This is a genomic window from Clostridium bornimense (assembly GCF_018917145.1).
GTDB lineage: Bacteria > Bacillota > Clostridia > Clostridiales > Clostridiaceae > Clostridium_AN > Clostridium_AN bornimense_A.
Genome location: NZ_JAHLOD010000043.1, coordinates 1 through 22,732, shown reverse-complemented (window position 1 = coordinate 22,732; position 22,732 = coordinate 1). Strand labels below are relative to the sequence as shown.

Annotated in this window: 20 protein-coding genes and 1 tRNA gene; 9 read left to right on the top strand and 12 right to left on the bottom strand. The window is 30.0% G+C overall.

Annotated elements, in window-relative coordinates:
• Positions 1-440 precede the first annotated feature (440 nt).
• The 5 genes from KQI30_RS13125 to KQI30_RS13105 form a co-directional block, all read right to left on the bottom strand.
• Positions 441-1,145 (bottom strand): endonuclease V, encoded by a 705-nt coding sequence (locus tag KQI30_RS13125; protein ID WP_216463799.1) that lies wholly within the window; start codon positions 1,143-1,145, stop codon positions 441-443.
• A 1-nt stretch (position 1,146) separates the two neighbouring features.
• A complete protein-coding gene (locus tag KQI30_RS13120; RefSeq protein WP_216463798.1) occupies positions 1,147-1,617 on the bottom strand; it encodes a toxin-antitoxin system YwqK family antitoxin in 471 nt (156 codons plus the stop codon).
• Positions 1,607-2,782, bottom strand: coding sequence for a YwqJ-related putative deaminase (locus KQI30_RS13115; protein WP_216463797.1), 1,176 nt, complete (start codon positions 2,780-2,782; stop codon positions 1,607-1,609). Before KQI30_RS13115 ends, KQI30_RS13120 begins: the two co-directional genes overlap by 11 nt.
• A gap of 249 nt (positions 2,783-3,031) precedes the next feature.
• Positions 3,032-5,104 carry a serine hydrolase domain-containing protein gene (locus KQI30_RS13110; protein ID WP_216463796.1) on the bottom strand — a complete coding sequence of 691 codons (2,073 nt, stop codon included), beginning with the start codon at positions 5,102-5,104 and terminating at the stop codon, positions 3,032-3,034.
• A 242-nt stretch (positions 5,105-5,346) separates the two neighbouring features.
• On the bottom strand, positions 5,347-6,096 hold the full coding sequence (locus KQI30_RS13105) for a hypothetical protein (protein WP_216463795.1): 750 nt from the start codon (positions 6,094-6,096) through the stop codon (positions 5,347-5,349).
• Positions 6,097-6,359: 263 nt separating this feature from the next.
• On the opposite strand from KQI30_RS13105, the gene KQI30_RS13100 reads away from it, so the two are divergent.
• Positions 6,360-6,434 (top strand) — tRNA-Asn (locus tag KQI30_RS13100).
• A gap of 33 nt (positions 6,435-6,467) precedes the next feature.
• Here the strand turns inward: KQI30_RS13100 and KQI30_RS13095 are convergent.
• Together KQI30_RS13095 and KQI30_RS13090 are read right to left on the bottom strand one after the other, a co-directional pair.
• Positions 6,468-7,703: a hypothetical protein gene (locus tag KQI30_RS13095; protein ID WP_216463794.1), complete on the bottom strand. Its 1,236-nt coding sequence runs from the start codon at positions 7,701-7,703 to the stop codon at positions 6,468-6,470.
• A 155-nt stretch (positions 7,704-7,858) separates the two neighbouring features.
• Positions 7,859-9,361 (bottom strand): hypothetical protein, encoded by a 1,503-nt coding sequence (locus KQI30_RS13090; RefSeq protein ID WP_216463793.1) that lies wholly within the window; start codon positions 9,359-9,361, stop codon positions 7,859-7,861.
• Positions 9,362-9,499: 138 nt separating this feature from the next.
• On the opposite strand from KQI30_RS13090, the gene KQI30_RS13085 reads away from it, so the two are divergent.
• Both KQI30_RS13085 and KQI30_RS17200 read left to right on the top strand, forming a co-directional pair.
• Positions 9,500-10,027, top strand: coding sequence for an HAD family hydrolase (locus tag KQI30_RS13085; protein ID WP_216463792.1), 528 nt, complete (start codon positions 9,500-9,502; stop codon positions 10,025-10,027).
• 81 nt (positions 10,028-10,108) lie between these two features.
• Complete coding sequence (locus KQI30_RS17200) at positions 10,109-11,857, top strand: exosporium protein (protein WP_301281826.1); 1,749 nt, start codon at positions 10,109-10,111, stop codon at positions 11,855-11,857.
• Positions 11,858-11,913: 56 nt separating this feature from the next.
• Here KQI30_RS17200 and KQI30_RS13075 read toward each other — a convergent pair whose 3' ends face one another.
• Positions 11,914-12,780, bottom strand: coding sequence for an NAD(P)-dependent oxidoreductase (locus KQI30_RS13075; protein WP_216463791.1), 867 nt, complete (start codon positions 12,778-12,780; stop codon positions 11,914-11,916).
• A 101-nt stretch (positions 12,781-12,881) separates the two neighbouring features.
• Between KQI30_RS13075 and KQI30_RS13070 the strand changes: the two genes are divergently transcribed.
• Positions 12,882-13,625: a hypothetical protein gene (locus tag KQI30_RS13070; protein WP_216463790.1), complete on the top strand. Its 744-nt coding sequence runs from the start codon at positions 12,882-12,884 to the stop codon at positions 13,623-13,625.
• A gap of 135 nt (positions 13,626-13,760) precedes the next feature.
• Complete coding sequence (locus KQI30_RS13065) at positions 13,761-14,018, top strand: hypothetical protein (protein WP_216463789.1); 258 nt, start codon at positions 13,761-13,763, stop codon at positions 14,016-14,018.
• A 57-nt stretch (positions 14,019-14,075) separates the two neighbouring features.
• On the opposite strand, the gene KQI30_RS13060 is transcribed toward KQI30_RS13065, so the two are convergent.
• Positions 14,076-15,110: an MFS transporter gene (locus KQI30_RS13060; protein WP_216463788.1), complete on the bottom strand. Its 1,035-nt coding sequence runs from the start codon at positions 15,108-15,110 to the stop codon at positions 14,076-14,078.
• A 160-nt stretch (positions 15,111-15,270) separates the two neighbouring features.
• Here KQI30_RS13060 and KQI30_RS13055 point away from each other — a divergent pair, with 160 nt between their 5' ends.
• Positions 15,271-16,608: a TldD/PmbA family protein gene (locus KQI30_RS13055; RefSeq protein ID WP_216463787.1), complete on the top strand. Its 1,338-nt coding sequence runs from the start codon at positions 15,271-15,273 to the stop codon at positions 16,606-16,608.
• A 16-nt stretch (positions 16,609-16,624) separates the two neighbouring features.
• Entirely contained in the window at positions 16,625-17,839 is a 1,215-nt protein-coding gene (locus KQI30_RS13050) for a metallopeptidase TldD-related protein (RefSeq protein ID WP_216463786.1), read from the top strand.
• A 54-nt stretch (positions 17,840-17,893) separates the two neighbouring features.
• Here the strand turns inward: KQI30_RS13050 and ndk are convergent, their stop codons facing one another.
• Positions 17,894-18,295 (bottom strand): nucleoside-diphosphate kinase, encoded by a 402-nt coding sequence (gene ndk / locus KQI30_RS13045; protein WP_216463785.1) that lies wholly within the window; start codon positions 18,293-18,295, stop codon positions 17,894-17,896.
• Positions 18,296-18,445: 150 nt separating this feature from the next.
• Between ndk and rbr the strand changes: the two genes are divergently transcribed.
• Entirely contained in the window at positions 18,446-19,021 is a 576-nt protein-coding gene (rbr, locus tag KQI30_RS13040; RefSeq protein WP_216463784.1) for a rubrerythrin, read from the top strand.
• A 360-nt stretch (positions 19,022-19,381) separates the two neighbouring features.
• Here the strand turns inward: rbr and ftsH are convergent, their stop codons facing one another.
• Both ftsH and KQI30_RS13030 read right to left on the bottom strand, forming a co-directional pair.
• Complete coding sequence (gene ftsH / locus KQI30_RS13035; RefSeq protein ID WP_216463783.1) at positions 19,382-21,208, bottom strand: ATP-dependent zinc metalloprotease FtsH; 1,827 nt, start codon at positions 21,206-21,208, stop codon at positions 19,382-19,384.
• Between the two features lie 80 nt (positions 21,209-21,288).
• The gene (locus KQI30_RS13030; protein WP_216463782.1) at positions 21,289-22,050 is read right to left on the bottom strand and encodes a hypothetical protein; all 762 of its coding nucleotides are present in this window, start codon (positions 22,048-22,050) and stop codon (positions 21,289-21,291) included.
• Between the two features lie 145 nt (positions 22,051-22,195).
• Here KQI30_RS13030 and KQI30_RS13025 point away from each other — a divergent pair, with 145 nt between their 5' ends.
• Positions 22,196-22,582 carry a GerMN domain-containing protein gene (locus KQI30_RS13025; RefSeq protein WP_216463781.1) on the top strand — a complete coding sequence of 129 codons (387 nt, stop codon included), beginning with the start codon at positions 22,196-22,198 and terminating at the stop codon, positions 22,580-22,582.
• Positions 22,583-22,732: the final 150 nt, after the last annotated feature.

The window sequence follows — 22,732 nt, the reverse complement described above, 5'->3', positions numbered from 1 at the left end:
TATACCTAATTCTAGTATATTATATCTACTTTATTTTATTTCGAAATAATGTAATTAACAATAAAACATCACGTACAACTCCACCTAAAAAATGAAATTATACGTGACGTAATTTCTTATTTAAATATTCTCTTAACTAAACTAGGTTTAGATACTGTAACTTCAACTATGCTATTCTTTGCAGAACCCTTTCCGTCATATGTTATTTCCATAATATTACTATTACGTAAACTCTATATGATATTTACTGTTGCCAGACCGCTATTATATCAAAAAGAGTTTTTATTATGTTTCATAGCTATAAGCTTTACTGAACCCCACGTCTAAAGTGGGATTTTATAAATACAAAAAAGTTAATGCTTCTTCATTTAGAAACATTGACTCTATCATTGTTATAATATATATTTAATTTTTATTTTAAATACAATTTACTGCAAAAGTTAGATCATACTTCTTCTACTAATATGTGTTTCTAAATCAGCTACCCTAGTTGGAATTGGTATTCTACTTTCATTATTAATCAAATTTAATACTATTTCTGTAGCTGTTTCTAAATCAATGTAATTTCCACATGATATAAATATAGGCTTTACATCTATTCTTGTTCTAAGCGTTCTTCCATATACTTCTTCATTTATTATAATATCAGTATATGAGCCTTTCTCGTTATCTGGCATGTCAAAATCCACTCCATTAACTCTTAAATAACTTTTTGCAACGCCTATAGTTGGTTTATCTAAGAAAAATGATGCATGAGTAGCTATTCCCATATGATTAAAATGTAAGTATCCATTACCATCAAAGATAAATATATCAGGTTCTACTACTAATTTTTTTGAAGCTTCTATAACTAAAGGTAGTTCCCTGAAGGCTAAAAATCCAGGAATATATGGTACCTTTATTTCCCCCACGCTATTAACTTTTTCAACTACTTCTTTAGTATTATAATCAATAACAACTATACAACATGTTCCATACTGCTTATTATCTTTTTCCCAATAAGCTAAATCTACACCTGCAACTAATTTAATACTACTTTCATTAAAGGTATTTTTTAATATTATCTTTTTCTTTAACTGATTTTGTATTTCAATGAATTCTGACTCCTTATAAACATTAAATTCATGAACTTCCTTTATCTCCATATTACTCCTCTTCTATAGCCTTTTTATACCACTTTTCTTGACTATTTCTAAGCTTTATATCATCTTCAGTGGGTTTAGATTTTTCTCTAATTAAATTTCCTTTATCATCCCATTCTTTTGATGTTAAACAAACACCATATTCATATCTAGCTTCTGATTTTAACACACCATTGTTATACCATATTTTTCTAACGCCATAAGTTCTTCCTCTTTGCATATTTTGAATACATTTAATTTTATTATCCTCATAAAATTCAACAAACTCTCCATCTTTAAATCCGTCTCTAAAAAATGCATAAAATTCAAGATTTCCATTAGGAAATAATGAATATGTTATACCCGAAAAAAATTTCTCTTTTCCTTCACATATAATAAATTCTTTATCCCCAAATCTATCATAGTCTACTTCTAATTCATCATAATCAATTCCTCTACTTAATATAAAATTTTTATCTAACAATTTATTTTGCATATTTTAAAACCTCCGGAAAATAATTTACATTACCAGTTATATATTCACAATGAGGACATCTAGGCATAGGCATGCCCATCTTTTTCCATCCGCATTTGGGTCCTTTAAGAACTGTAAGTGTTAATTTACCTAAATTCTTTACTGGAATCCCCATCAATTCCCTTTCTATTAGCGCTTCATTTAATGCATAAATTTCAGCATGTGACCCAGCACCTAGTGTAAAATTATTATATTCTGCAAATATACCTTCTGTAGGCATATTTATATAATTAGTTTTTAATAAGTTATGGAGATTTTCGGGTAGCTCTCCATTTAAATTATTTATTCCAAAATAATACTTACCAGTAACTGGATCATAAACTCCAGCAATTGCCGGCCCTAATTTATTTTGTATTTTTTTCTTTGACATACCGCTTCTTAATTCTCTTTCAATTAATTCATTTAATTTATCATGTGTGACCTGCCTTAAATTGATTCTATTATTAATTTGCTCAGAAGTTAGTGTACCATACTTATTTCTTAAATAATCAATTCTACTTATCTCAGTGTTACTTACTCCCTTACCTAACCCATTTTCAAACTCAATAAAATTCTTATATCCTGAAGCTTCCCTAGCTATCCTACTTTCTTCAACATTATTAAGAATATTTTCCTTTATCGAAGTAGTATTGCTAGTATTATCAATATTCCTAGCAACTTCCTCTGAAATTTCCTGTATTACCTTTCCTGATGAATCTTTTATTATATACTTACATCCTACTTTACTTGCTGTAATTCCTGCTCCAAGAGATACTATCATCGATACTAATGGTGGCATATCATAAGCATTAGATATCTCTGCTGCTGTATAGCCTGCCACATTACTTAATCCTTCTACGGCTACTGTCTTAAGCATCTTTGATATTCCTGCTTCTGCTCCTTTAGCTATTGTCATTGCTTGTCCTAGCGTTAAAATATCAATAACTGCTCCTACACCTTTTAAGCATCTTTCTAAATCTGTTAAATCTTCTCCCGTTATTAAATCTGTTCCTGTATAAACTTCTATTATAGGTTTTATTATGGTCAAATCCAATAATCCTGATACAAAACTCTTAAATGGTTGGTTTACTTTATGATCGAACTCTCCATCTTTTATCAAATATTCTATGTATTTATCATAACTCAACACTCCATTTTTGTCATTTTCTTTTATTGACTTTGATATATTTTCATAATCTTCCTTAAAAAGCTCTATAAATTTTTCTCTATACTTACCTCCAACCTTTCCTCCTTTTCTTTTTTTATTTTCATTATTCTATAGTTCACCTAATCTGTAATTTTCAAGTTAAAATTACTTTTATTTTAAAAAAATAATAAGCCAACAAAGATTTTCATCTTCGTTGGCTTATTATCGTAAAATCCATATTTAATATTTTTATAAACTCTCTTTAACTTCTAGCTTTACCTCCATACCCTTCTCTCCTACAATTGCAACATAATTTCCTGCTGCTAATACCGCTGATTTTTTCTTATAAAAATAGAAATTATCAGTGTTATAACCATTAGAATTATATATAATACAATTTGTCTTATCTAATAAGTTTACCTCTAATATTTTTCCGTTTAGTTCATTAGGTACAATAAACCATTTAGTATATCCATCAGATTCTATATTAACTTTATTAATATTGCCATTTAAAATTTCAATACCATCTTGAGACATATATACAACGCCACCGTTTTTTACATACTCTATACCATTTTTCTCTATAAAGTTGCAATCATATACGTCACTACCTTCAACTATCGGTAACTTAAGTATAACCTTACTATTACTTTTATCAACGATCTTATTACTTCCATTAACATAACCATTTACATTTTTCTCAAACCATAGCCCTAAACCATATTGATAAAACTCTGATGCATAGTTTTCACTTACTATAACATACATCTTGTCTCCTCTTTTATCCCAGCATTTCTTAATATCTCCTCTTAATATATTCTTATCTACCTTCTGACCTATATACTCACAGTAAGCAAATTCGTATAACCCATAACCACCGATATATATACGTCTTTCCATGTAGGTTTCCCCATTTTTTTCTTTTCTAAATCTAATGCCCATAGTGCCATCTTCTGTTTCAAAAAATCCTGAATATGTATGGTAAAAACTCATATTATATCCGTACATATTACAGCTTAATATTCCATCAGAACTTATATTTACATTATAGTATTTATTTTTACCAACATATAAACCAGTGTAATCCTTTAAATATTGAGGCATAAACTGGCTTCTTTGATAATCTAATTTTGCTTTTGGCAATGGTTCTTTTATAATACCCTTAATTTGGAGAAGTTCTAAAAGCGAGCTAACTACAAAATATTGATTATTTTCAAAGTTTCCTCCTGAAGATATTACTACCATAGTAATATCATACTCCGGAATAGATACTACATATGAATTATAATCTAAAGTTTCCCCAGCTTTACTCATTGCTTTTATTTTATATCTATTAAAAGGAAATAAATTTACACAATCCCACCCTAGCCCGAAACTCCATATATTATCTTCTGCATCAATTGGCCACACACCTTTTAAATATTCTTTCTTTCCCATAGCTTCTATAGATTTTTTTCTTAAAATATTACTATTGCTATTAGTTATAGATCTTATAAATTTGCATGTTTCTTCAGCAGTGGAATACATTCCTCCCATACCTACATCCATAAAACTTTCAACTGGCTCTTCTCTGCCCATATATTTATCGTAAGCTTTAGCTATTTTACTTCTATCAAATTTATCTACTGGTGTTTTAGTATTTATTAAACCTAATGGATCAGTAATATTTTTCTTTATATACTGTGAAAAATCCATACCACTTACTTTTTCAACTAAAACCTGTGCAAGAGTAAATCCATCATTACAATAAACAGAATACTCTCCGGGATTTCCTTTCAAATTTTGCTCTGATAAATCAGATAAAAATAAATCATATCCATAACTATCGTTAATTTTTCTAAAAGATACATTACCTTGTGTAGTTCCCATAAAACCTGCAGAATGATTTAATAACATTCGTACTGTTATCCTTTTATACCTATTATCTTTCATTTTAAAATTATCAATATAATTTATAACAGGAAGATCTAAATCTACCTTTCCTTCATCTACTAATTGTAAAACAGCAGCAGTAGTATACAACTTGCTTATAGATCCAATGCCATAAATACTATTTTTATTAGCTTTTTCACTTTTATACTTATCAGCTAAACCAACACTATCTGATATTGCTATATTATCCCCTTCACTTATTGCATATTGGATACTTGCAGTATTTCCATTATCACTTTTAAGAAGCGCTTCTGCCTTTGCTTTTAACACACTTTCAAAATTATTATAATCTATATTTGCAGCTCTAATATTATGTTTCATAGTATTAATAGTTTTAATAAAACGAATTGCATCGCTTAATATTTCTTTAGAAATAATTCTCTTATCCATATTATTTCTCCTTTATTATAAATACTATAATTATTATACTTTTCACCTTCAGCCACCTCAATATTTTACATTGAAGTAATATTATATTTATTCAGTTAAAATTTATCGTATACATAATAAGGTTCATTTTTAACGATAAAAATTCGGTTATAGAAAAACTACTAAAATTTACTTAATAATTATTAACTAAATAGAAAGACTGCGAAACATCACTTAAGATATTTTCACAGTCTTTTTTATCACTATCTTCTTAAAAATCTATTTATAGCAAATAATGCTCCAGAAGCTATAGTTCCTATAAAAACTTGAATAGGAAGCTTATTATTATCTCCAGTCTTTACTCCATCTATTGTCTTTGCATCTTTGTTATCTTTCTTTATATCACTTACACCTAAAGTAGCTTCTTCTACTTTATTACTATTTTCATTTTTATTTACTACAGGTGTTGTGATATTAGACTTTGAATCTTTATCTGTAGATGTAGTTTCATTCTTGTCAACTGATGGCTTTGTTGTTTCTTCTGTCTTATCTGATACAGATGGTTTTGTTGTATCAGAACCCGGATTTGTTGTGCTTGGTTTTGTTGTATCACAATCTGGTTTTGTTGTGCTTGGTTTTATTGTACCACAATCTGGTTTTGTTGTGCTTGGTTTTGTCGTACCACAATCTGGTTTTGTTGTGCTTGGTTTTGTCGTACCACAATCTGATTTTGTTGTGCTTGGTTTTGTCATACCACAATCTGGTTTTGTTGTGCTTGGTTTTGTTGTATCACAATCTGGTTTTGTTGTACCGCATTCTGGTTTTGTTGTACCGCATTCTGGCTTTCTATCGTGGTGTTTCCATGTATTATTACACTTTGAATTTACTTTTCCACTTGAAACATTACATCCAATTGATGTACTATAGTTACTTGCCAATACAGCGTTAGATGCTCCTAATAATACTACTGCAACAGTTGTTGTACAAATTAGTTTTCTTAAATTTTTTCTCATTTACTTTCTCCTTATATTCCTAATTTTATCTATTTAATCAAAATATATCCTTCATATATTACTTTACCACTCATTAAGGAATTTGTAAATATTTATAGAAAAAGCATTTTATTTGTAGAATAATGTAATATTAACTTTACTTCACATACTTTCTATAAGAACATCTATTTTATAAAATATCTTTATCATTAATATATTTATATTTTTTTAAAAAAAGTTATTGACAAATCTTAAAAACACGATATAATTAATAGTGTGACTGATCCGTAGTAGCTCAATGGTGGAGCATTCGGCTGTTAACCGACAGGTTGGAGGTTCGAGCCCTCTCTACGGAGCCATAAAGATAGATTCAAAATTGAATCTATCTTTTTTTATTGTGTTAATTCTATAATTTTCTCCTCTCCATTATCATCAATAGATTTTCCTAATTTCAAATATACTTTTTCATATTCCATATACACATCTAATGGATAATCACAAGTATCATCGTCCTCATTATAATCTTCTTCTGAATCTACATCATTAGAAAATGTTACCTCAAAAAATGATTCCCCCCCATCATCAGTTCTATATAAAGTTGCTATTCCTCCATTATTTTTATTTTCACAAGTAAATAAAAAACCTACTTTTTCATTAAAAAATTTCATCTTATATACATCTTTAAAATCACTAATAAAAATATCATTATTAACAATATTATAGTTATTATCATCAACCTTATATAAGTTATATAGATTTGAATAACATCCTTTGCTAATTTTCTCTAAATAAAATCTTATATTTTCATCTATCTTAAAAACTATATCTCCATTTTCAAATACATGTTCTTCTCCATTGTTCATTGAAATCTTTCTACTATTCTCAATTCTGTTACTTATTTTTTCTTTTTCACTATCTTTATTCACTAATATGTACCTAATAGGGGTTATATTTTCTCCTGGGACATAAACAGACACCGTACTTTTTACTATATCCTCACAAACATTTTCATCTATTACTTCTCCATCACGATTAATAAATCTAACTTCTTCAGTCCCTCTTTCCAAAAATCTTTTTCCTTGATATAGTACCCCATATATACTGTTACTTTCATATTTCCCAAATTGGTTTATAGAATTCTTAAGGTTAATTACCTTCATAGTTTTTAAAAACACTTCTATATTTCTATTTTCACCATATTTTCTTTTATACTTACGCCTATACTCATCTTTGTATTTTACTTTAATTTTATTATAACGATCCTTATTGTAATAAATATTGTATATCTTAGTATCTCCATTATCATCTTTTCCATATAACTCTGTATCTATATACTTAATTTTGCCATCTACTTCAAATCTTATATCTATAGAATCTTCATCATCTATATATAATTTTTTAGGTATATTTACCTGTGATGATATATCATTTAATATTCCTTGAAATCCATCTTTATAAATATTATTCTTCTCTAACTTCACCCTCTTCATATGATAAGAATCCCTGTTACTAAATAATAAATCCCCAAAATCATCAACAATGTAATCTGTTGATATTAACAACAACAATACCATCCCTATTACAACTATCATTATCGCCTTTTTATTCTTTATCATTCCAATTTTCAATTATCTAATCATCTCCTACTTAATTCTCTAAAACTTTAAAAGACCTCCATTCCTTATCATTATCTTTAAACATATATATTCCTTTATAGTCACCATCATATCCTTGTCCAATTTTCATATAAAGAATATTATTTTTCTGGACTGCATTAATAAAACTAGTTGTATTCTCCACTTACTTCTTTTTCAAACTCCCAGGTTTTACCTTTATCTTTTGATTTATATAACCCCATAGAGTTACCATTATAATCTCCGTCACTTCCTTGACCAACCTTCATATATAAATAACCATCTTTCTCATATATCCTCTCTGGAAAATCAAATGGAGTATATTGACTTCCCATAAACTCCCTTGTTTCTGATTTCACTTCTATCTCTTCGTAGGATTTTCCCCAATCTTCTGTTCTAAATAACTTTCCTGAAATTCCTCCACTATAAGAGAGAACTAAAAATCCTAAGTCTTCATTTATAAAAGTTATTGAAGCAGCTTGTCCCATAGCCATTTTAAAGGGGCAACTATTTATCTCTGTCCATAAATTTTCCTTTCCACTGTCCTTCTTATATAATGCATAACTTCTACTACCTAAAGATGCATCAGTTACTTCTAATCTATATTCTATATTTTCATTAAATTTATATAATATTGATCCATCTTCTTCAACCTCTGACTCGCCAACTTTCAATGTATCTTCTGTATCCTCTTCTGATTCCACAGAGGTTCCAATATAATCTTCAGCTTCTATACACTTTATATTATTTACCAAATTATATCTTCTAGGTGTAATGGTATCTTCTTTATTAGGTACATATACTGATATAGTTTTACCTTTTATCTCAGATAAAGCCTTAGTAGCTTCTCGAACATTACCATTTGCATCAATATATACAATACCGCTTTCATCATACTCCCAATTTCTTTCTCCCCTATAAATGATTCCATACTCTTCTTCTCCACTCCATCTTTCAACATCATTTTTTATAGGAATAGTATTTAATAATTTATTTAATTCACTGAATTTATAATCTTTTTCCGGTTCAGTATTACCATAATTATCTAAATGTATTTCAATCTTATCTGACAAACTTTTGCTATAATCAAATAAAGTAATCTTATCTTTTTCTTTTTTATCATATAAAGATCCTGAGAAACTAGTAATAGTTCCGTCCTTTTGAAATGTTATATCTAAACTTCCAATATAAATATCTTTAGGCAAATCTACCTTTTTAGCAATATTATCAATAATTCCTATCAACCCATCTTTATATATTTTATTTTTATTTTTATATGTAATCTTTTTAGTATATTTCAAGTCATCCAATTTACTACCTAAATATCCTTGACCCTTTTTTCCACTTTCATATACTCTATATCCAAATACTCCTGTTATAGATACTATTATTACTAACGCTACACATATCCATACGTTATAAAATCTTCTGTACTTTTCGTTTATATCGAATTTCTTTTTTCTAATGCACCTTATAATAAACCATATTAGCCAAATTAGAAAAAATAGTCCGCAACAAAATAATATAGGAATATTACGTTGTAAATATCCATATTGACATAATAAAAATAATTCTCGCCATGCAATACCATACACTATAATAAACAAAGGGTTAACCAACATTGATAGAAATAGCTTACTCTTATTTTTCATTAATATTCCCTCCACTCTAGAATTCTTATATTATTTGTATTTTAGACTATTTTTTTACAATGAGCAACTTATATTTCATCAGTACTTTTCCTGTATATGGTATAATATAGAAAAACATTTCTTGAGAGGTATAAAATTATGAATATCGATAGTATTATATTTGATTTAGACGGAACACTTTGGAATTCTATAGAAGGTGTTTGTACTGTATGGAAAACAGTATTAGCTAATTATCCCAATATAGATAAAGTTATAACACCTAATGACATGAAAAATTGCATGGGTCTTACAATAGATAAGGCAGGTAAAAAGTTATTTCCTAATCTAAATGAAACGTTACAAATGCAACTAATGAGAGAATGCTGTAAAGCAGAAGTAGTATACTTAGGTAACCATGGTGGAAAATTATATCCTAAGGTTGAAGATACCCTTAAATGTTTATCGAAAAAATATAAGTTATTTATAGTAAGTAATTGTCAAGATGGATACATACAATGTTTTTTCAAAGCCCATAAACTTGATAAATACTTTACAGATATAGAGTGCTCTGGAGTCACTGGTCTTCCTAAAGGAGAAAATAATAAACTTATTATTGAAAGAAACAACCTTCAACATCCTGTCTACGTTGGAGATACAACTGGTGATAGGATTTCACTTAGCCTTTAATTAACAGCATTAAATTACTTACTTCATTTTCTAACAATAAGCATACAATAATATTGTAATTAATATTGTTAGGAGGTTTTCATGTCTTATTCTTCTTCATACTATAATGATTGTTCTTGTTATAATTCATATTCATGCAATAATAGATGTCATTGTTGTCGTCCAGATCCACCACCACCAAAAAGACTTCGGTTCATCACTGGACCTACTGGAGTTACTGGTGCTGTTGGCATTACCGGTGCTACCGGGCCTATTGGGATAACAGGAACCACTGGTGTTACTGGCGCCACTGGCCGTATTGGTTTAACTGGGGCTACTGGAGCTGCTGGCATTGGTATAACTGGCGCTACCGGGTCTATTGGTATTACCGGTGCTACTGGAGCTGTCGGAATTACAGGTGTTACTGGTTCTATTGGTATTACTGGTGCTACCGGAGCTGTTGGGATAACTGGAACCACTGGTGTTACTGGTATTAACGGCGCTACTGGCATCGGCATTACTGGTGTCACTGGCCCTACTGGAATTGCTGGCATTGGTATTACTGGCGCTACCGGAACTACTGGGATTACCGGTATTGGTATTACTGGGGCTACTGGGTCTATTGGAATAACAGGCATTGGTGTTACAGGCGCCACTGGTCGTATTGGTTTAACTGGAGCTATCGGTCCTACTGGAATTACCGGCATTGGTATTACTGGCGCTACTGGGGCTATCGGTATAACTGGAACCACTGGTCCTACTGGGATTGCTGGTATTGGTATTACTGGTGCTACTGGAGCTGCTTGGATTGGCGTTACCGGGGCTGTTGGTCCTACTGGAATTACTGGAATTGGTATTACTGGTGCTACCGGAACTGTTGGAATAACTGGAACCACTGGTGTTACTGGTATTACCGGGGCTATTGGTATTACCGGAACCACTGGTGTTACTGGCGCTACTGGTCCTATTGGTATTACTGGTGCTACTGGAATTACTGGCATTGGTTTAACTGGTGCTACTGGAACTGTTGGAATAACTGGAACCACTGGTGTTACTGGTATTACCGGGGCTATTGGTATTACCGGAACCACTGGTGTTACTGGCGCTACTGGTCCTATTGGTATTACTGGTGCTACTGGAATTACTGGCATTGGTTTAACTGGTGCTACTGGAACTGTTGGAATAACTGGAACCACTGGTGTTACTGGTATTACCGGTGTTACAGGAACTATTGGGATAACAGGAACTACTGGAGTCACTGGAGCTACTGGGTCTATTGGAATAACAGGCATTGGTGTTACAGGTGCTACTGGCATTGGTATTACTGGGGCTACCGGAACTGTTGGGATAACAGGAACCACTGGTGTTACTGGCGCCACTGGCCGTATTGGTGTTACTGGTGTCACCGGTCCTACTGGCCCTGCTGCTGTAAATAATACTTCCTATGCTGAATATTTAACATTAGCTACCATTCAACAAAATACTAATATTCCTTTTGATATGCTCTATAATAAAGGAAATCTTACTTTATTAGATGATACTAATACTATAATAACTTTAGCAATAGGTCATGTATATCTTGTATCCTATAGTATTTCATGTACTATAGGTGCTACTGAAAATATAAAAAGCTTTTTTCAATGCATTCCATATATTGATACAACATTTATAAGTTATGCTGCATCAACCGGTATCACTACCCCTGAAAGTGTTGGCAACGGAACTGCTTCTGGATCTTTTTTAGTTGAAGCGCTTACAAGTTCTAAAACTATTAATATTCTATTATCTTCATCCTATACTGGTAATATATCTATTTACGGTAATATTCTAATAATTCCTATATCTGAATAATAAATAAAAGTCTATCGTTACTTATTTTTAGATAGACTTTTACTATATATAATATATTACTTTTTACTGTAATGCTTAATTAAAGCTTGTGTACCTAAATCACCCATGCCTTCATCTTCAAGTTCCTTATACATTTTAAGAACATCTTTTAATATATCTAATGAAAGCTTTTTACTTTCTGCTTCATCATCAGCAATTTTCATATCTTTAATAAAATGTTTTATATAAAATCCAGGATTTAAATTTCCATCTAATATATTTTCACCATTATTTTTTAGCTGCCAACTTCCTGCTGCTCCCCCACTTATACTATCTAGCATTTTTCTTGTATCAAGACCATTAGCTTTTCCATAAGCAATTGCTTCACATGTTCCTGCAATTGTACCAGCTATTGCAATTTGGTTTGCCATCTTTGTGTGTTGACCAGCTCCAGCTTCTCCCTCGTAAATTATATTTGTTCCCATAGCTTTTAGTACATCTAACGATTCATCAAATACCTCTTCATCTCCACCTACCATTATAGATAATGTACCATTTTTTGCACCAATATCTCCTCCTGAAACTGGAGCGTCTAATGAAAATATATTTCTTTCTTTGCTCTCTTTATAAATTCTTTGCGATAACTTAGGACTAGTAGTTGTCATATCAATTAAAATAGCACCCTTTTTAGAATTTTCTATTATTCCATCTCTTCCAAAATATACTTCTTCTACATCTTTTGGATATCCAACTATAGTAATAACAACATCTTTGTCTTTTACACAACTTCTTATATCATCACACCACTTAGCCCCTTCTTCCATAACTTCCTTAGCCTTACTCTTAGTTCTACTATATATAGAAACCTCATATCCTTTTTTCATTAAATTTCTCACCATATGTTTTCCCATAACACCAATTCCAATAAATCCAATGCTTTTCATCTACATATACCTCTATTCGTTTTTATCTTATTATATCATATATGATTATTATGTATTTTTATGTATAATAGTTGTAAATACTGTTATACAAAGGAGTTTTTATGAAAAAGATTAAAAAATTTTTTATTACTACAGCACTATTTATTTTGACCATAGGAATTATTAGTTTTGTATCATTACTAACATTTGCATATAGTAATAATAAACCCCTTACTCATTATTTAAGAATAATTAAAAATCAATTTTCTTCTGCTAATAATGATATTGATGCTACTATTAATAATTCTACTGAAGCCTATGTCCCATCTTCTTATCCTAATACCTCTAGTCCTAATTATAATAAACCTTTTGAATTAGCCCTTGAGAGTATTAGGAATAGTCAATTACAATGTACTTTGTCTGAAATAACAGATCCAGATACTTATCAGTATTTTGCTACAGAACAATATTATATTCAAAAAGAATATTTTATAGATACAATGAAAGATTTTCTCTCAACTACTAGCTTATCAGACTCATTAAGAATTGCTAATTCTCAGTACAGTAACTATACAACAAACTTATTTGGTAACTCTAAAGATAAGCTAATTAATTTTTACACTACACTTTCCACTAATTCAGTAAATTCTATTAATGAAATTAACTTTACAGTTTTATCTATGGAACCTAAGGTTATTACCCCTGTGGATAATAGCGAAGGTAGCTTCTATGGATTTGTAGTTAAGTATCATTTTTCTCTTTCCGATGATAATAATTTTTCTCATGACTTTGGAACCTCTTCAGAGCCTATCGTTGGACTAGTTGGAAATAAAAATGACGTATTGTTAATTATCGAGCCTTGGTAATATATTTCTAGCACATTAAAAAGCTGTGATATACAATTCTATATCACAGCTTCCTATCCTATATACTATCTTCTTCTAACAAATAATGTTGCACCTACACCACTTAATATTAACCCTAACATTGTTAATACTGATGTGCTTGCTACTGTTCCTGTTGCTACTAACTTATTTGATGTTGTAGCTGGCTTTTTATTTGTTGTAGTTGTTGTACTACCAGTGTTTGTTGTTCCTGTTGTTGTACCAGTAGCTCCATTATTATTTGATCCTGATCCATTTGAACCAGATCCATTACCTGTAGTTCCTTCAGTTTCTGTTCCAACTGTTTCATCTTCAGTTGTTCCTTCATCATCTGAAATAACTTCTTTTTCTGCTATTATAAATTTTGAGAATTAAAGTTACTATAAAAAAGTACCACTACTTAACTAGAACAGATATTAATATACATTTGTTCTATACATACTCAGCTTCCAGCTCTATCTCACTCTTTCCTTGCACTCTAAATAATATAAATCCTAATACAAACATTACTGCAATACCAACTACTCCAGCTTTAGAACTTTCAAAAATTTGTGTTGATAAGCCCATTATCATTGTACCTACAAAAGATGCCCCTTTTCCAAAAACATCATATATCCCAAAATACTCACTAGATTTTTCTTTTGGAATTATCTTAGAATAATATGAACGTGATAATGCTTGTATTGCACCTTGAAAAACACCAACAAAAGTTGCTAATATCCAAAATTCAATAGCTGTATCTAATTGAAGAGCAAATAATGCTATTAAAAAATATGCTGCTATACACATAGAAATTAAATCTTTAACTTTAAATTTTTTTGATAGCTTACCAAAGAAAATAGAAAAAGGAAATGCTACTACTTGTGTTAGCAATAATGCCATAAGCATGCTATTATCAGTAATCCCAACATCTTTTCCATAAGATGTTGCCATCTCAATTATTGTATAAACTCCATCTATATAAAAGAAAAATGATATTAAGAAAATAAACACCTTTCTATTGTTTTTTATTTCTTTAAATATATGTGACAGTCTTTTTATACTGCCTAAAATAGTATTGTTAGATCTCTCAACATAATGAATTTGTTTATAATTTTTCACAAGTGGAATTGTAACTATAAACCACCATAATCCATTTAATATAAAAGCTATTGATGTTGCAACGTATGTGCTTATACCGATGTAATCTGCCTTAAGAATTATTAAAAGACTTATAATAAAAGGTACACAGCTACCTATATATCCCCCCCAAGCATACCCTTTTGAAAATACTTCATCTACCCTGTCATCTGTAGTTATATCTACAATCATTGAATCATAAAATATTAAACTCATAGAAAATACTATTTTCCCTATAACAAGTAATGCTAAAAATATTACTACTGTAGTAGGTATTGATAATGCTGCACATGCTAATACCCCCATCATCATAGAAGACTTGTTCAATTTTCCATTACCATCCTTCATTACACTCCTCCTAAAGTTAAAATTTATTTTGTTAATACCCTCTACTTTGAATATTAGATTTCCTTTGTTAAATTTATCTATGCAATAGCGTTAAATTCCTGTTAAAGGTTGTTTCAATAATGCTATAATTAAATAAAAAGTAAAAGGAGGAATATTATTGATGTATAACTTTCCAAAAGGTTTCTATACAGATATTCGTATTGAAACAATATATAGTACAAAAATAGTCTTAGATAATTACAAATTAAAACAAAATAACAGTAAAACTGAAACCGGTGCAATAATTCGATTATTTGATGGTAATCGTTGGTACTACAGTTCTACAACAGAAATAGAAAATATCCAAAGTGAAATAGATTCACTATCTCAAATGGCTAAAGTTAATGATGATATAGAAAATAACCCTATCGTTAAAAAACTTGAAATAAATAAAGGCTCTTATCTTAAATATAAAGATTGCAATATTTCTAAAGTTAGTAACAAAGATAAAATCAATATTCTCAATTCCTATGTCCCTACCTTAAAAAACTTTAAGGAAATTCAGAACTGTAAATTATATTATTTAGATAATCATACAGAAAAGCACATTATATCAAGTAAAGGAACTGATGTAATTTTTGATATTCAAACTTGTTCAATTTGCCCTAGATACACCGTAAATGTCAAAAATGAACCTTTTAATGGTGGTACTGATATTTCTGGAACAACCTTCACTGAACTTTTCAATAAAGAATACCTTATAGTTAATGAAATAAAAAAAGATATCGACTATATTTCTAATGCAACAGCAGTAACACCTGGTAACTATACTTGTATACTTTCCCCAGTTGCCACTGGAGTTTTTGCTCACGAAAGTTTTGGTCACAAAAGTGAATCTGACTTTATGGTTGGTGATGAAACTATGAAAAAAGAATGGGTTTTAGGAAAAAAGGTAGGTGCTAATATTCTAAATATTATTGACACTGGATCTATAGAAGGTGCAGGATATGTTCCTTTTGACGATGAAGGTACAAAGTGCCAAAAGAACTATATAATAAAAGATGGTATTTTAACTGGTCGCCTTCATAGTTCTACTACTGCTACAATATTAGAAGAAGAATTAACAGGAAACGCAAGAGCTTTAAACTTCTTATATGAGCCATTAGTTAGAATGACTACTACATTTATAGATAAAGGTTCCGAAACAAAAGAATCTCTTTTTAAGAAAATTAAAGAAGGTATATTCATAGATACTATTCGTCATGGTTCTGGTATGACAACTTTCACTATTGCACCTGCTAGAGCTTATATGATTCGTGATGGTAAAATTTCAGAACCTGTAAAAATCTCTGTAATTACTGGTAATGTTATGTCCACATTAAACAAAATTGATGGAATATCTGATAAAGTTGAACTCTTCTCATTTGCCCTTGGTGGTTGCGGTAAAATGGAACAATATCCATTAAAAGTTGGTCTTGGCGGTCCATATATCCGTGTAAATGAAATAAATGTTCAATAATAAAGGAGGAAAATCGATGATACAAGAACTATATAAAGAAATAACTAAGGAAATATCTCTTAGTATTTCACAAAGTAAAATAGATTCTATAATAAAAAAATCTATAACTAAAAATGGATGCAGAGTATATGAAAATGGATATATTGGTATTGCTGGCTCTTTAGGTAAAGTTACTGATGAAACTTGGGCCACTGCAAAAAGAAATCTTAATCTAAAAATTCCATATAACTTTGAAGTAGAAAAAAATAAAGTTAGAGAACGTGACTTAAGAGAATACAATCCTTCTTCTGAAACTTTTGTACACGATATGGACGATTTATTATCAACATTAAGAAATGAATATCCCGACTTTATTTTTAGCAATAAAATTAAATTCATAGAAACCGAAACATCATTAACTAATGACGTAGGATTAAACTATAAAAATTATGATAGTTGCGTAAACTTAGAAATAATCATTAAACATAAATCTTCTCTTAATATTTTTGATAGTGGATTAATAAATATTAGTCGTAAATTTGATAAAGAATCTTTTTTATGTGAAGCAAGAAAACAATTAGATGCATTTACTACATTAAAAACTTTACCTACTGGAAAAGTCCCAGTTATACTTGACTTTAATGAAATAAGTACTAAGTTTATAGAATCACTAAACGGAGAATCTATCGGTAGAAAATCATCTATTTTTCATGATAAAATTGGCAAAAAAGCTTTCTCAGAAGATTTTACATTATCAATAGATCGTAGTAAAAATAATATTCTTACTCCTTTTTTCGATACAGAAGGTACTGTTATTGATAATGATATTTGCACTCTTATTAAAAATGGCATAATAGAAAATCCTTATACTGATAAAAAAACTTCAAAACAATTTAATTTTCCACTAACTGCAGCTGCTACTGGAAATTATGATGATGTTCCATCTTTATCTAACATAGATTTAACTGCAAAGCCAGGGGATAAAACACTAAAAGAATTGCTAAATGGTAATTTAGGAATATTAGTAATAATCTTAAGTGGTGGTGATTACACTAATAACGGTGATTATGCTTCACCAGTTCAAATGTCTTATTTAACTGACGGAGAAAATCTTTTAGGCAAATTGCCAGAGTTTAATATTTCTAATAATATATACTCTATGTTTGGCGATGACTTTATTGGTATCACTAAAGACAAGCCGTACTTTAACTCTAATTTGCTAGTAACAAAAATGAATATATCTAAACTATAAATTAAAAGGGTTCCCTCAAGCGAAATTCAATCGTTATTGAGGGAACCCTTTTAATTAGTTAAACCAGATGCTAATTTCACGATTTGCATTTTCTACAGAATCTGATGCATGTACCGTATTTATAGTACCATTAGTAGCATACAACTTTCTTATTGTTCCTTCTTCTGCATTATCAGGATTTGTTGCCCCGTTTAACTTTCTAACTTTAGCAATCGCATCTTCTCCTTCTAATACTAACGCAATTACAGGTCCACTAATTATACATTCAATTAATCTAGGGAAATATTCTCTTCCTACATGTTCTTCATAATGTTTCTCTGCAATTTCTCTAGTTGGTCTTACTAATCTCATATCTGCTATTTCTAATCCATTTTCTTCGTAAATAGAAATTATTTTACCAACTACCTTCTTTTCAACACCATCAGGTTTGATTAATACTAAACTATGTTCTTTCATATGATGACACCTCACTTTATGTATACATTTTATATAATATAATGAAAAAAGTATTCCTGTATATAGCTTTTGTAAAATTTTAAATATTTATTTTTAATAACATATTTTTTTTAATAATACTAAAACTATAATTAAGGAGTGATACTTTTTATGGAATTTAAAGATAGTGAAACAAGAATTAATTTAATGAGATCTTTTGCTGGAGAATCTCAAGCTAGAACAAGATATGCTATAGCTGCTGAAACTGCTAGAAAAGAAAAACTATACATAATAGAAGAAATATTTAACTATACAGCAAAACAAGAATTAGCTCATGCTTCTAGGTTTATGAAAGCATTAAAAGATTTTAAAGGTGAAGAAATAGAAATAGATGCAGCTTATCCTGTAAGTAAATTTGATACAACCTTAGAAGAATTACAACATGCAAAAGAAGGAGAATTTCATGAACATGATGAAGTATATAAATCTTTTGCAGAAACAGCTAAAAATGAAGGCTTTGATGCTATAGCTAAACTTTTTAATGATATTGCATCTATAGAAAAAGTTCATGGAACTAGATTTGCAGAATATGAAAAAGATCTTCGTGAAGGTACCTTATTTAAGAAAAATACTTCTGTAACATGGATGTGCACTAACTGTGGATTTATTTTAGAAGGTACTGATGCACCTTTGGTTTGTCCTGTATGTCTACATGAACAAGGATATTTTAAAGTATTGCAACAGTAAAAAAGGGGGTATCTCACAAAGGAGTAAGATCAAAGCGCAAGGTACAAGTATGTAGGCACAAGGCACAGGTATATATCAGTGCACAGTGTATGTATAGAATAAGTTAGTTTTCTTACATTGTGAATTGCGAATTGTTTGAATTGTGAATTAAACATATGATATTTTCCCCACCGGGGAAAATTAACCTCACTTGTGCCTTGTGCCATCTAACCTGTGCCCTGATCTGTGTCATAATAAAAGGAGATATCGCTAACAAAACTTTTCATTTGTTAATGCGACATCTCCTTTTCTACTGTCTAATTGTCAGTAATCAGTCTAAGAAAACACTGAAATTTACACTTTCATGTAACTTCAATTCTTTTATTTATTATTTAATATATTCATGAATTCTTCTCCAGTTATTGTTTCCTTTTCTAAAAGGTATGCAGATAATTCATGAAGTTTTGCCATATTATCTTTTAAAATGTTTATAGCTTTTTCATGAGCACTTTTCACTGTTGCTATTACTTCTTCATCAATTTTTGTTGCTGTTTCATTTGAACAAGCAAGTGATGTATCTCCACCAAGATATTGATTTGTTACTGTTTCTAATGCTACCATATCAAAGTGTTCACTCATACCATATCTAGATATCATAGCACGAGCAAGTTTAGTTGCTTGTTCAATATCATTAGATGCACCACTAGTTACAGAGCCAAATACTAACTCTTCTGCTGCACGTCCACCAGTAAATGTCACTATCTTGTTGAAAGCTTCATCTTTACTCATTAGGACATGTTCTCCTTCTTCCACTTGCATAGTGTATCCAAGAGCTCCTGATGTCCTTGGAATAATGGTAATCTTGTGAACTGGGGCAGAATCTGTTTGACTAGCAGCTACTAATGCATGCCCAATTTCATGATATGCAATAATTTCTTTTTCCTTTTGTGAAATTACTGCACCTTTTCTTTGATATCCTGCAATAACAACTTCAACACTTTCTTCTAAGTCTTCTTGAAGTACTATTTCTCTACCCATTCTAACTGCCCTTAGAGCACCCTCATTAATAATATTTTCAAGTTCTGCTCCTGATGCTCCAGATGTAGCTCTAGCAATAGTGTTGAAATCTACATTTTCTGAAATCTTAACACCTTTAGCATGAACTTTTAATATTTCTTCTCTTCCTTTTAAATCAGGAAGTTCTACTGGTATTCTACGATCAAAACGACCTGGACGTAATAATGCTTTATCTAAAGAGTCTGGTCTATTTGTCGCTGCTAATATAACAACTCCCTTTTTACCATCAAAACCATCCATTTCGGTTAATAATTGATTTAATGTTTGTTCTCTTTCATCATTACCGCCACCAATACCGCCATTATCTCTCTTTTTACCGATAGTATCAATTTCATCAATAAATACTATACATGGTGCTTTTTCATTAGCTTGTTTAAATAAGTCACGTACTTTTGCTGCTCCCATTCCTACAAACATTTCTACAAATTCTGATCCTGATATAGAGAAAAATGGTACTTGCGCTTCTCCAGCTACAGCTCTAGCAAGCAATGTCTTACCTGTTCCCGGAGGTCCTACAAGCAGTGCTCCTTTAGGAAGCTTTGCTCCAATTTCAGAATACTTATTAGGATTATGAAGGAAATCAACTATTTCAGTTAATGCTTCTTTTGCTTCATCTTGTCCAGCAACATCTTGGAAGGTCTTTCCTGTTTGTGCTTCTACATAAATTTTAGCATTAGCCTTCCCAAAGGTCATGGCATTTCCTCCACCACCCATCTTTTTAATCAATGTTCTAGATAATAATTGTCCTAAAATGAAGAAAATCAATATAGGAAATATCCAAGTCATAAAGAAATTCAACATTGGTGAAGCTTGTTTTGGAATTTCTGCTGAAAACTTAACCCCTGCATCTTTCAAACGATTTACTAAATCATCATCTGGCCACTCACCAGTCTTATATAATTTTTCATTTCCTTTACTATCTTTAATAGAATAAACTATTTGTTTATCTCCCATTGCAACTTCAGAAATTTTTCCCTTTTCTAAATCCTCTAAAAAATTATTATATCCAACTTCTTTTACTTCTCTTTGAGAAATAAAAGGAAAAACCACTGTATTTAATAGAACTACAACAATGAATGTCATAACATAATAATATATCCATGATTTTTTTGGCGACTTTTTTTCTTTCATATAATCCCTCCTTCGTTTAATGTATAAAAAGATTATATTAAATACCAATATTTTATTCAAGGACTACTTTTTGCTTAATACTACCATCTTTTCCTTAATAACTCATGAACCTTAAGTAAATCACTATGTAACAAATTAAAATTATACCTTATTTTATTTGTAGAATCATTTAAAATAATAGAAGCTTTTTGCGAATTGCTGGAAGATTTTTCTATTATCTTCTCTAAATCTTCTATCTTTTTTTCAAGATCACTTATCTTAGTAATTTCTATATTTTGCTTTTCTCTATATAAACTATATATATCATTTTCTAAAAAGTCCTCTAAAAGAAAATAAAATTCTTCTCTTCTCTTTATAATAATGATATTTACTATTTTTAGTAAAAAATCAGCTATCAAAGCAAAAACTATCGGCCAAAATGCTATTACAATTTGAGAAATTACTACTTTTTCATATTCTATTGCTGTTGTCATAATAACTAAAAATGTACCGATTACTCCTAAAACTTTTATTAAAAAACTATATATTTTTATATTTTTCTCTCCACTAATTAATGATTTACCCAAATTCTTATTTATAATTGCCTTTAAATTTATTTTAGTTATTCCTGATTCCGCTGCTCTAATGAAACTATCTACAATAGATTTCAGCACATCATTTTTATTGTATATTTTTTCATCTCCATCATATAATCTTAATTGCTTAGAAAAATCTTCATATACTTTTTTTATCTTTATACATTTAACAAGAACTACAATCAATACGAGTAATATTAAATCGATAAAAATCATACCTCCCCCTAATTTAGTAAAACTTTTTACGATTTCCCCAATTATTTTCATAAATCCACCCCATTTTTTTATAAAAATATTTACATTTGTATATACTTTGATTATATAATGGTTCATTCTATTTATTTGTCATTTTTTATCACCTAAAAAGCTTTTTTAAGTCCTATTTATCGACTTTAAAGTTCTTATATAAATTGTGGTTATTTGTATTTTATTTCATATAAGTTACTTTGATAAAGAAATAGAAGTTACAGATGGAGCTTTAACCAAAGCCTTAGTAGATTCATTAAAAGATTCATCTATAAATGCAATACCAGAAGATGCATATGTTAAATCTGCAAACTTAGATAAAAATAACGATATGATTACAATAAATTTTGGAGATAAATTTATTGATACGACAAGAGTAGGCTCAACTTCCGAATATTATGTATTAACAGCTACAATAAACACCTTTTGCTATAACTTTGGAGTATCAAAAGCTATAATAACTCTAAATGGTAACCCATATGAATCTGGACATGTTTCCATGGCACCAGGTCAGGCTTTTTCCGCAAATTATTCTGAATGTTTCGCACAATAAAAAAAGAACTATTGCTAAATAAAAAGCTGTTTGATATGATACCTCTAAAGTAGACATGGTAAATAACCAAAATCTACTTTGGAGGTATTTTTTATGGGCAAACAATATAAATATTCTTTTGAAGATAAAATCAAAGCAGCAAAAGATTAC

Bases quoted from the DNA above. Each gene is read 5' to 3' on its own strand.
- KQI30_RS13105 (WP_216463795.1), bottom strand. From the start codon at position 6,096: ATGAGAAAAAATTTAAGAAAACTAATTTGTACAACAACTGTTGCAGTA.
- KQI30_RS17200 (WP_301281826.1), top strand. From the start codon at position 10,109: ATGTCTTATTCTTCTTCATACTATAATGATTGTTCTTGTTATAATTCA.
- KQI30_RS13055 (WP_216463787.1), top strand. From the start codon at position 15,271: ATGTATAACTTTCCAAAAGGTTTCTATACAGATATTCGTATTGAAACA.
- KQI30_RS13050 (WP_216463786.1), top strand. From the start codon at position 16,625: ATGATACAAGAACTATATAAAGAAATAACTAAGGAAATATCTCTTAGT.
- rbr (WP_216463784.1), top strand. From the start codon at position 18,446: ATGGAATTTAAAGATAGTGAAACAAGAATTAATTTAATGAGATCTTTT.
- KQI30_RS13085 (WP_216463792.1), top strand. From the start codon at position 9,500: ATGAATATCGATAGTATTATATTTGATTTAGACGGAACACTTTGGAAT.
- KQI30_RS13075 (WP_216463791.1), bottom strand. From the start codon at position 12,780: ATGAAAAGCATTGGATTTATTGGAATTGGTGTTATGGGAAAACATATG.
- KQI30_RS13060 (WP_216463788.1), bottom strand. From the start codon at position 15,110: ATGAAGGATGGTAATGGAAAATTGAACAAGTCTTCTATGATGATGGGG.
- ndk (WP_216463785.1), bottom strand. From the start codon at position 18,295: ATGAAAGAACATAGTTTAGTATTAATCAAACCTGATGGTGTTGAAAAG.
- KQI30_RS13030 (WP_216463782.1), bottom strand. From the start codon at position 22,050: ATGAAAATAATTGGGGAAATCGTAAAAAGTTTTACTAAATTAGGGGGA.
- KQI30_RS13090 (WP_216463793.1), bottom strand. From the start codon at position 9,361: ATGAAAAATAAGAGTAAGCTATTTCTATCAATGTTGGTTAACCCTTTG.
- KQI30_RS13125 (WP_216463799.1), bottom strand. From the start codon at position 1,145: ATGGAGATAAAGGAAGTTCATGAATTTAATGTTTATAAGGAGTCAGAA.
- KQI30_RS13120 (WP_216463798.1), bottom strand. From the start codon at position 1,617: ATGCAAAATAAATTGTTAGATAAAAATTTTATATTAAGTAGAGGAATT.
- ftsH (WP_216463783.1), bottom strand. From the start codon at position 21,208: ATGAAAGAAAAAAAGTCGCCAAAAAAATCATGGATATATTATTATGTT.
- KQI30_RS13070 (WP_216463790.1), top strand. From the start codon at position 12,882: ATGAAAAAGATTAAAAAATTTTTTATTACTACAGCACTATTTATTTTG.
- KQI30_RS13110 (WP_216463796.1), bottom strand. From the start codon at position 5,104: ATGGATAAGAGAATTATTTCTAAAGAAATATTAAGCGATGCAATTCGT.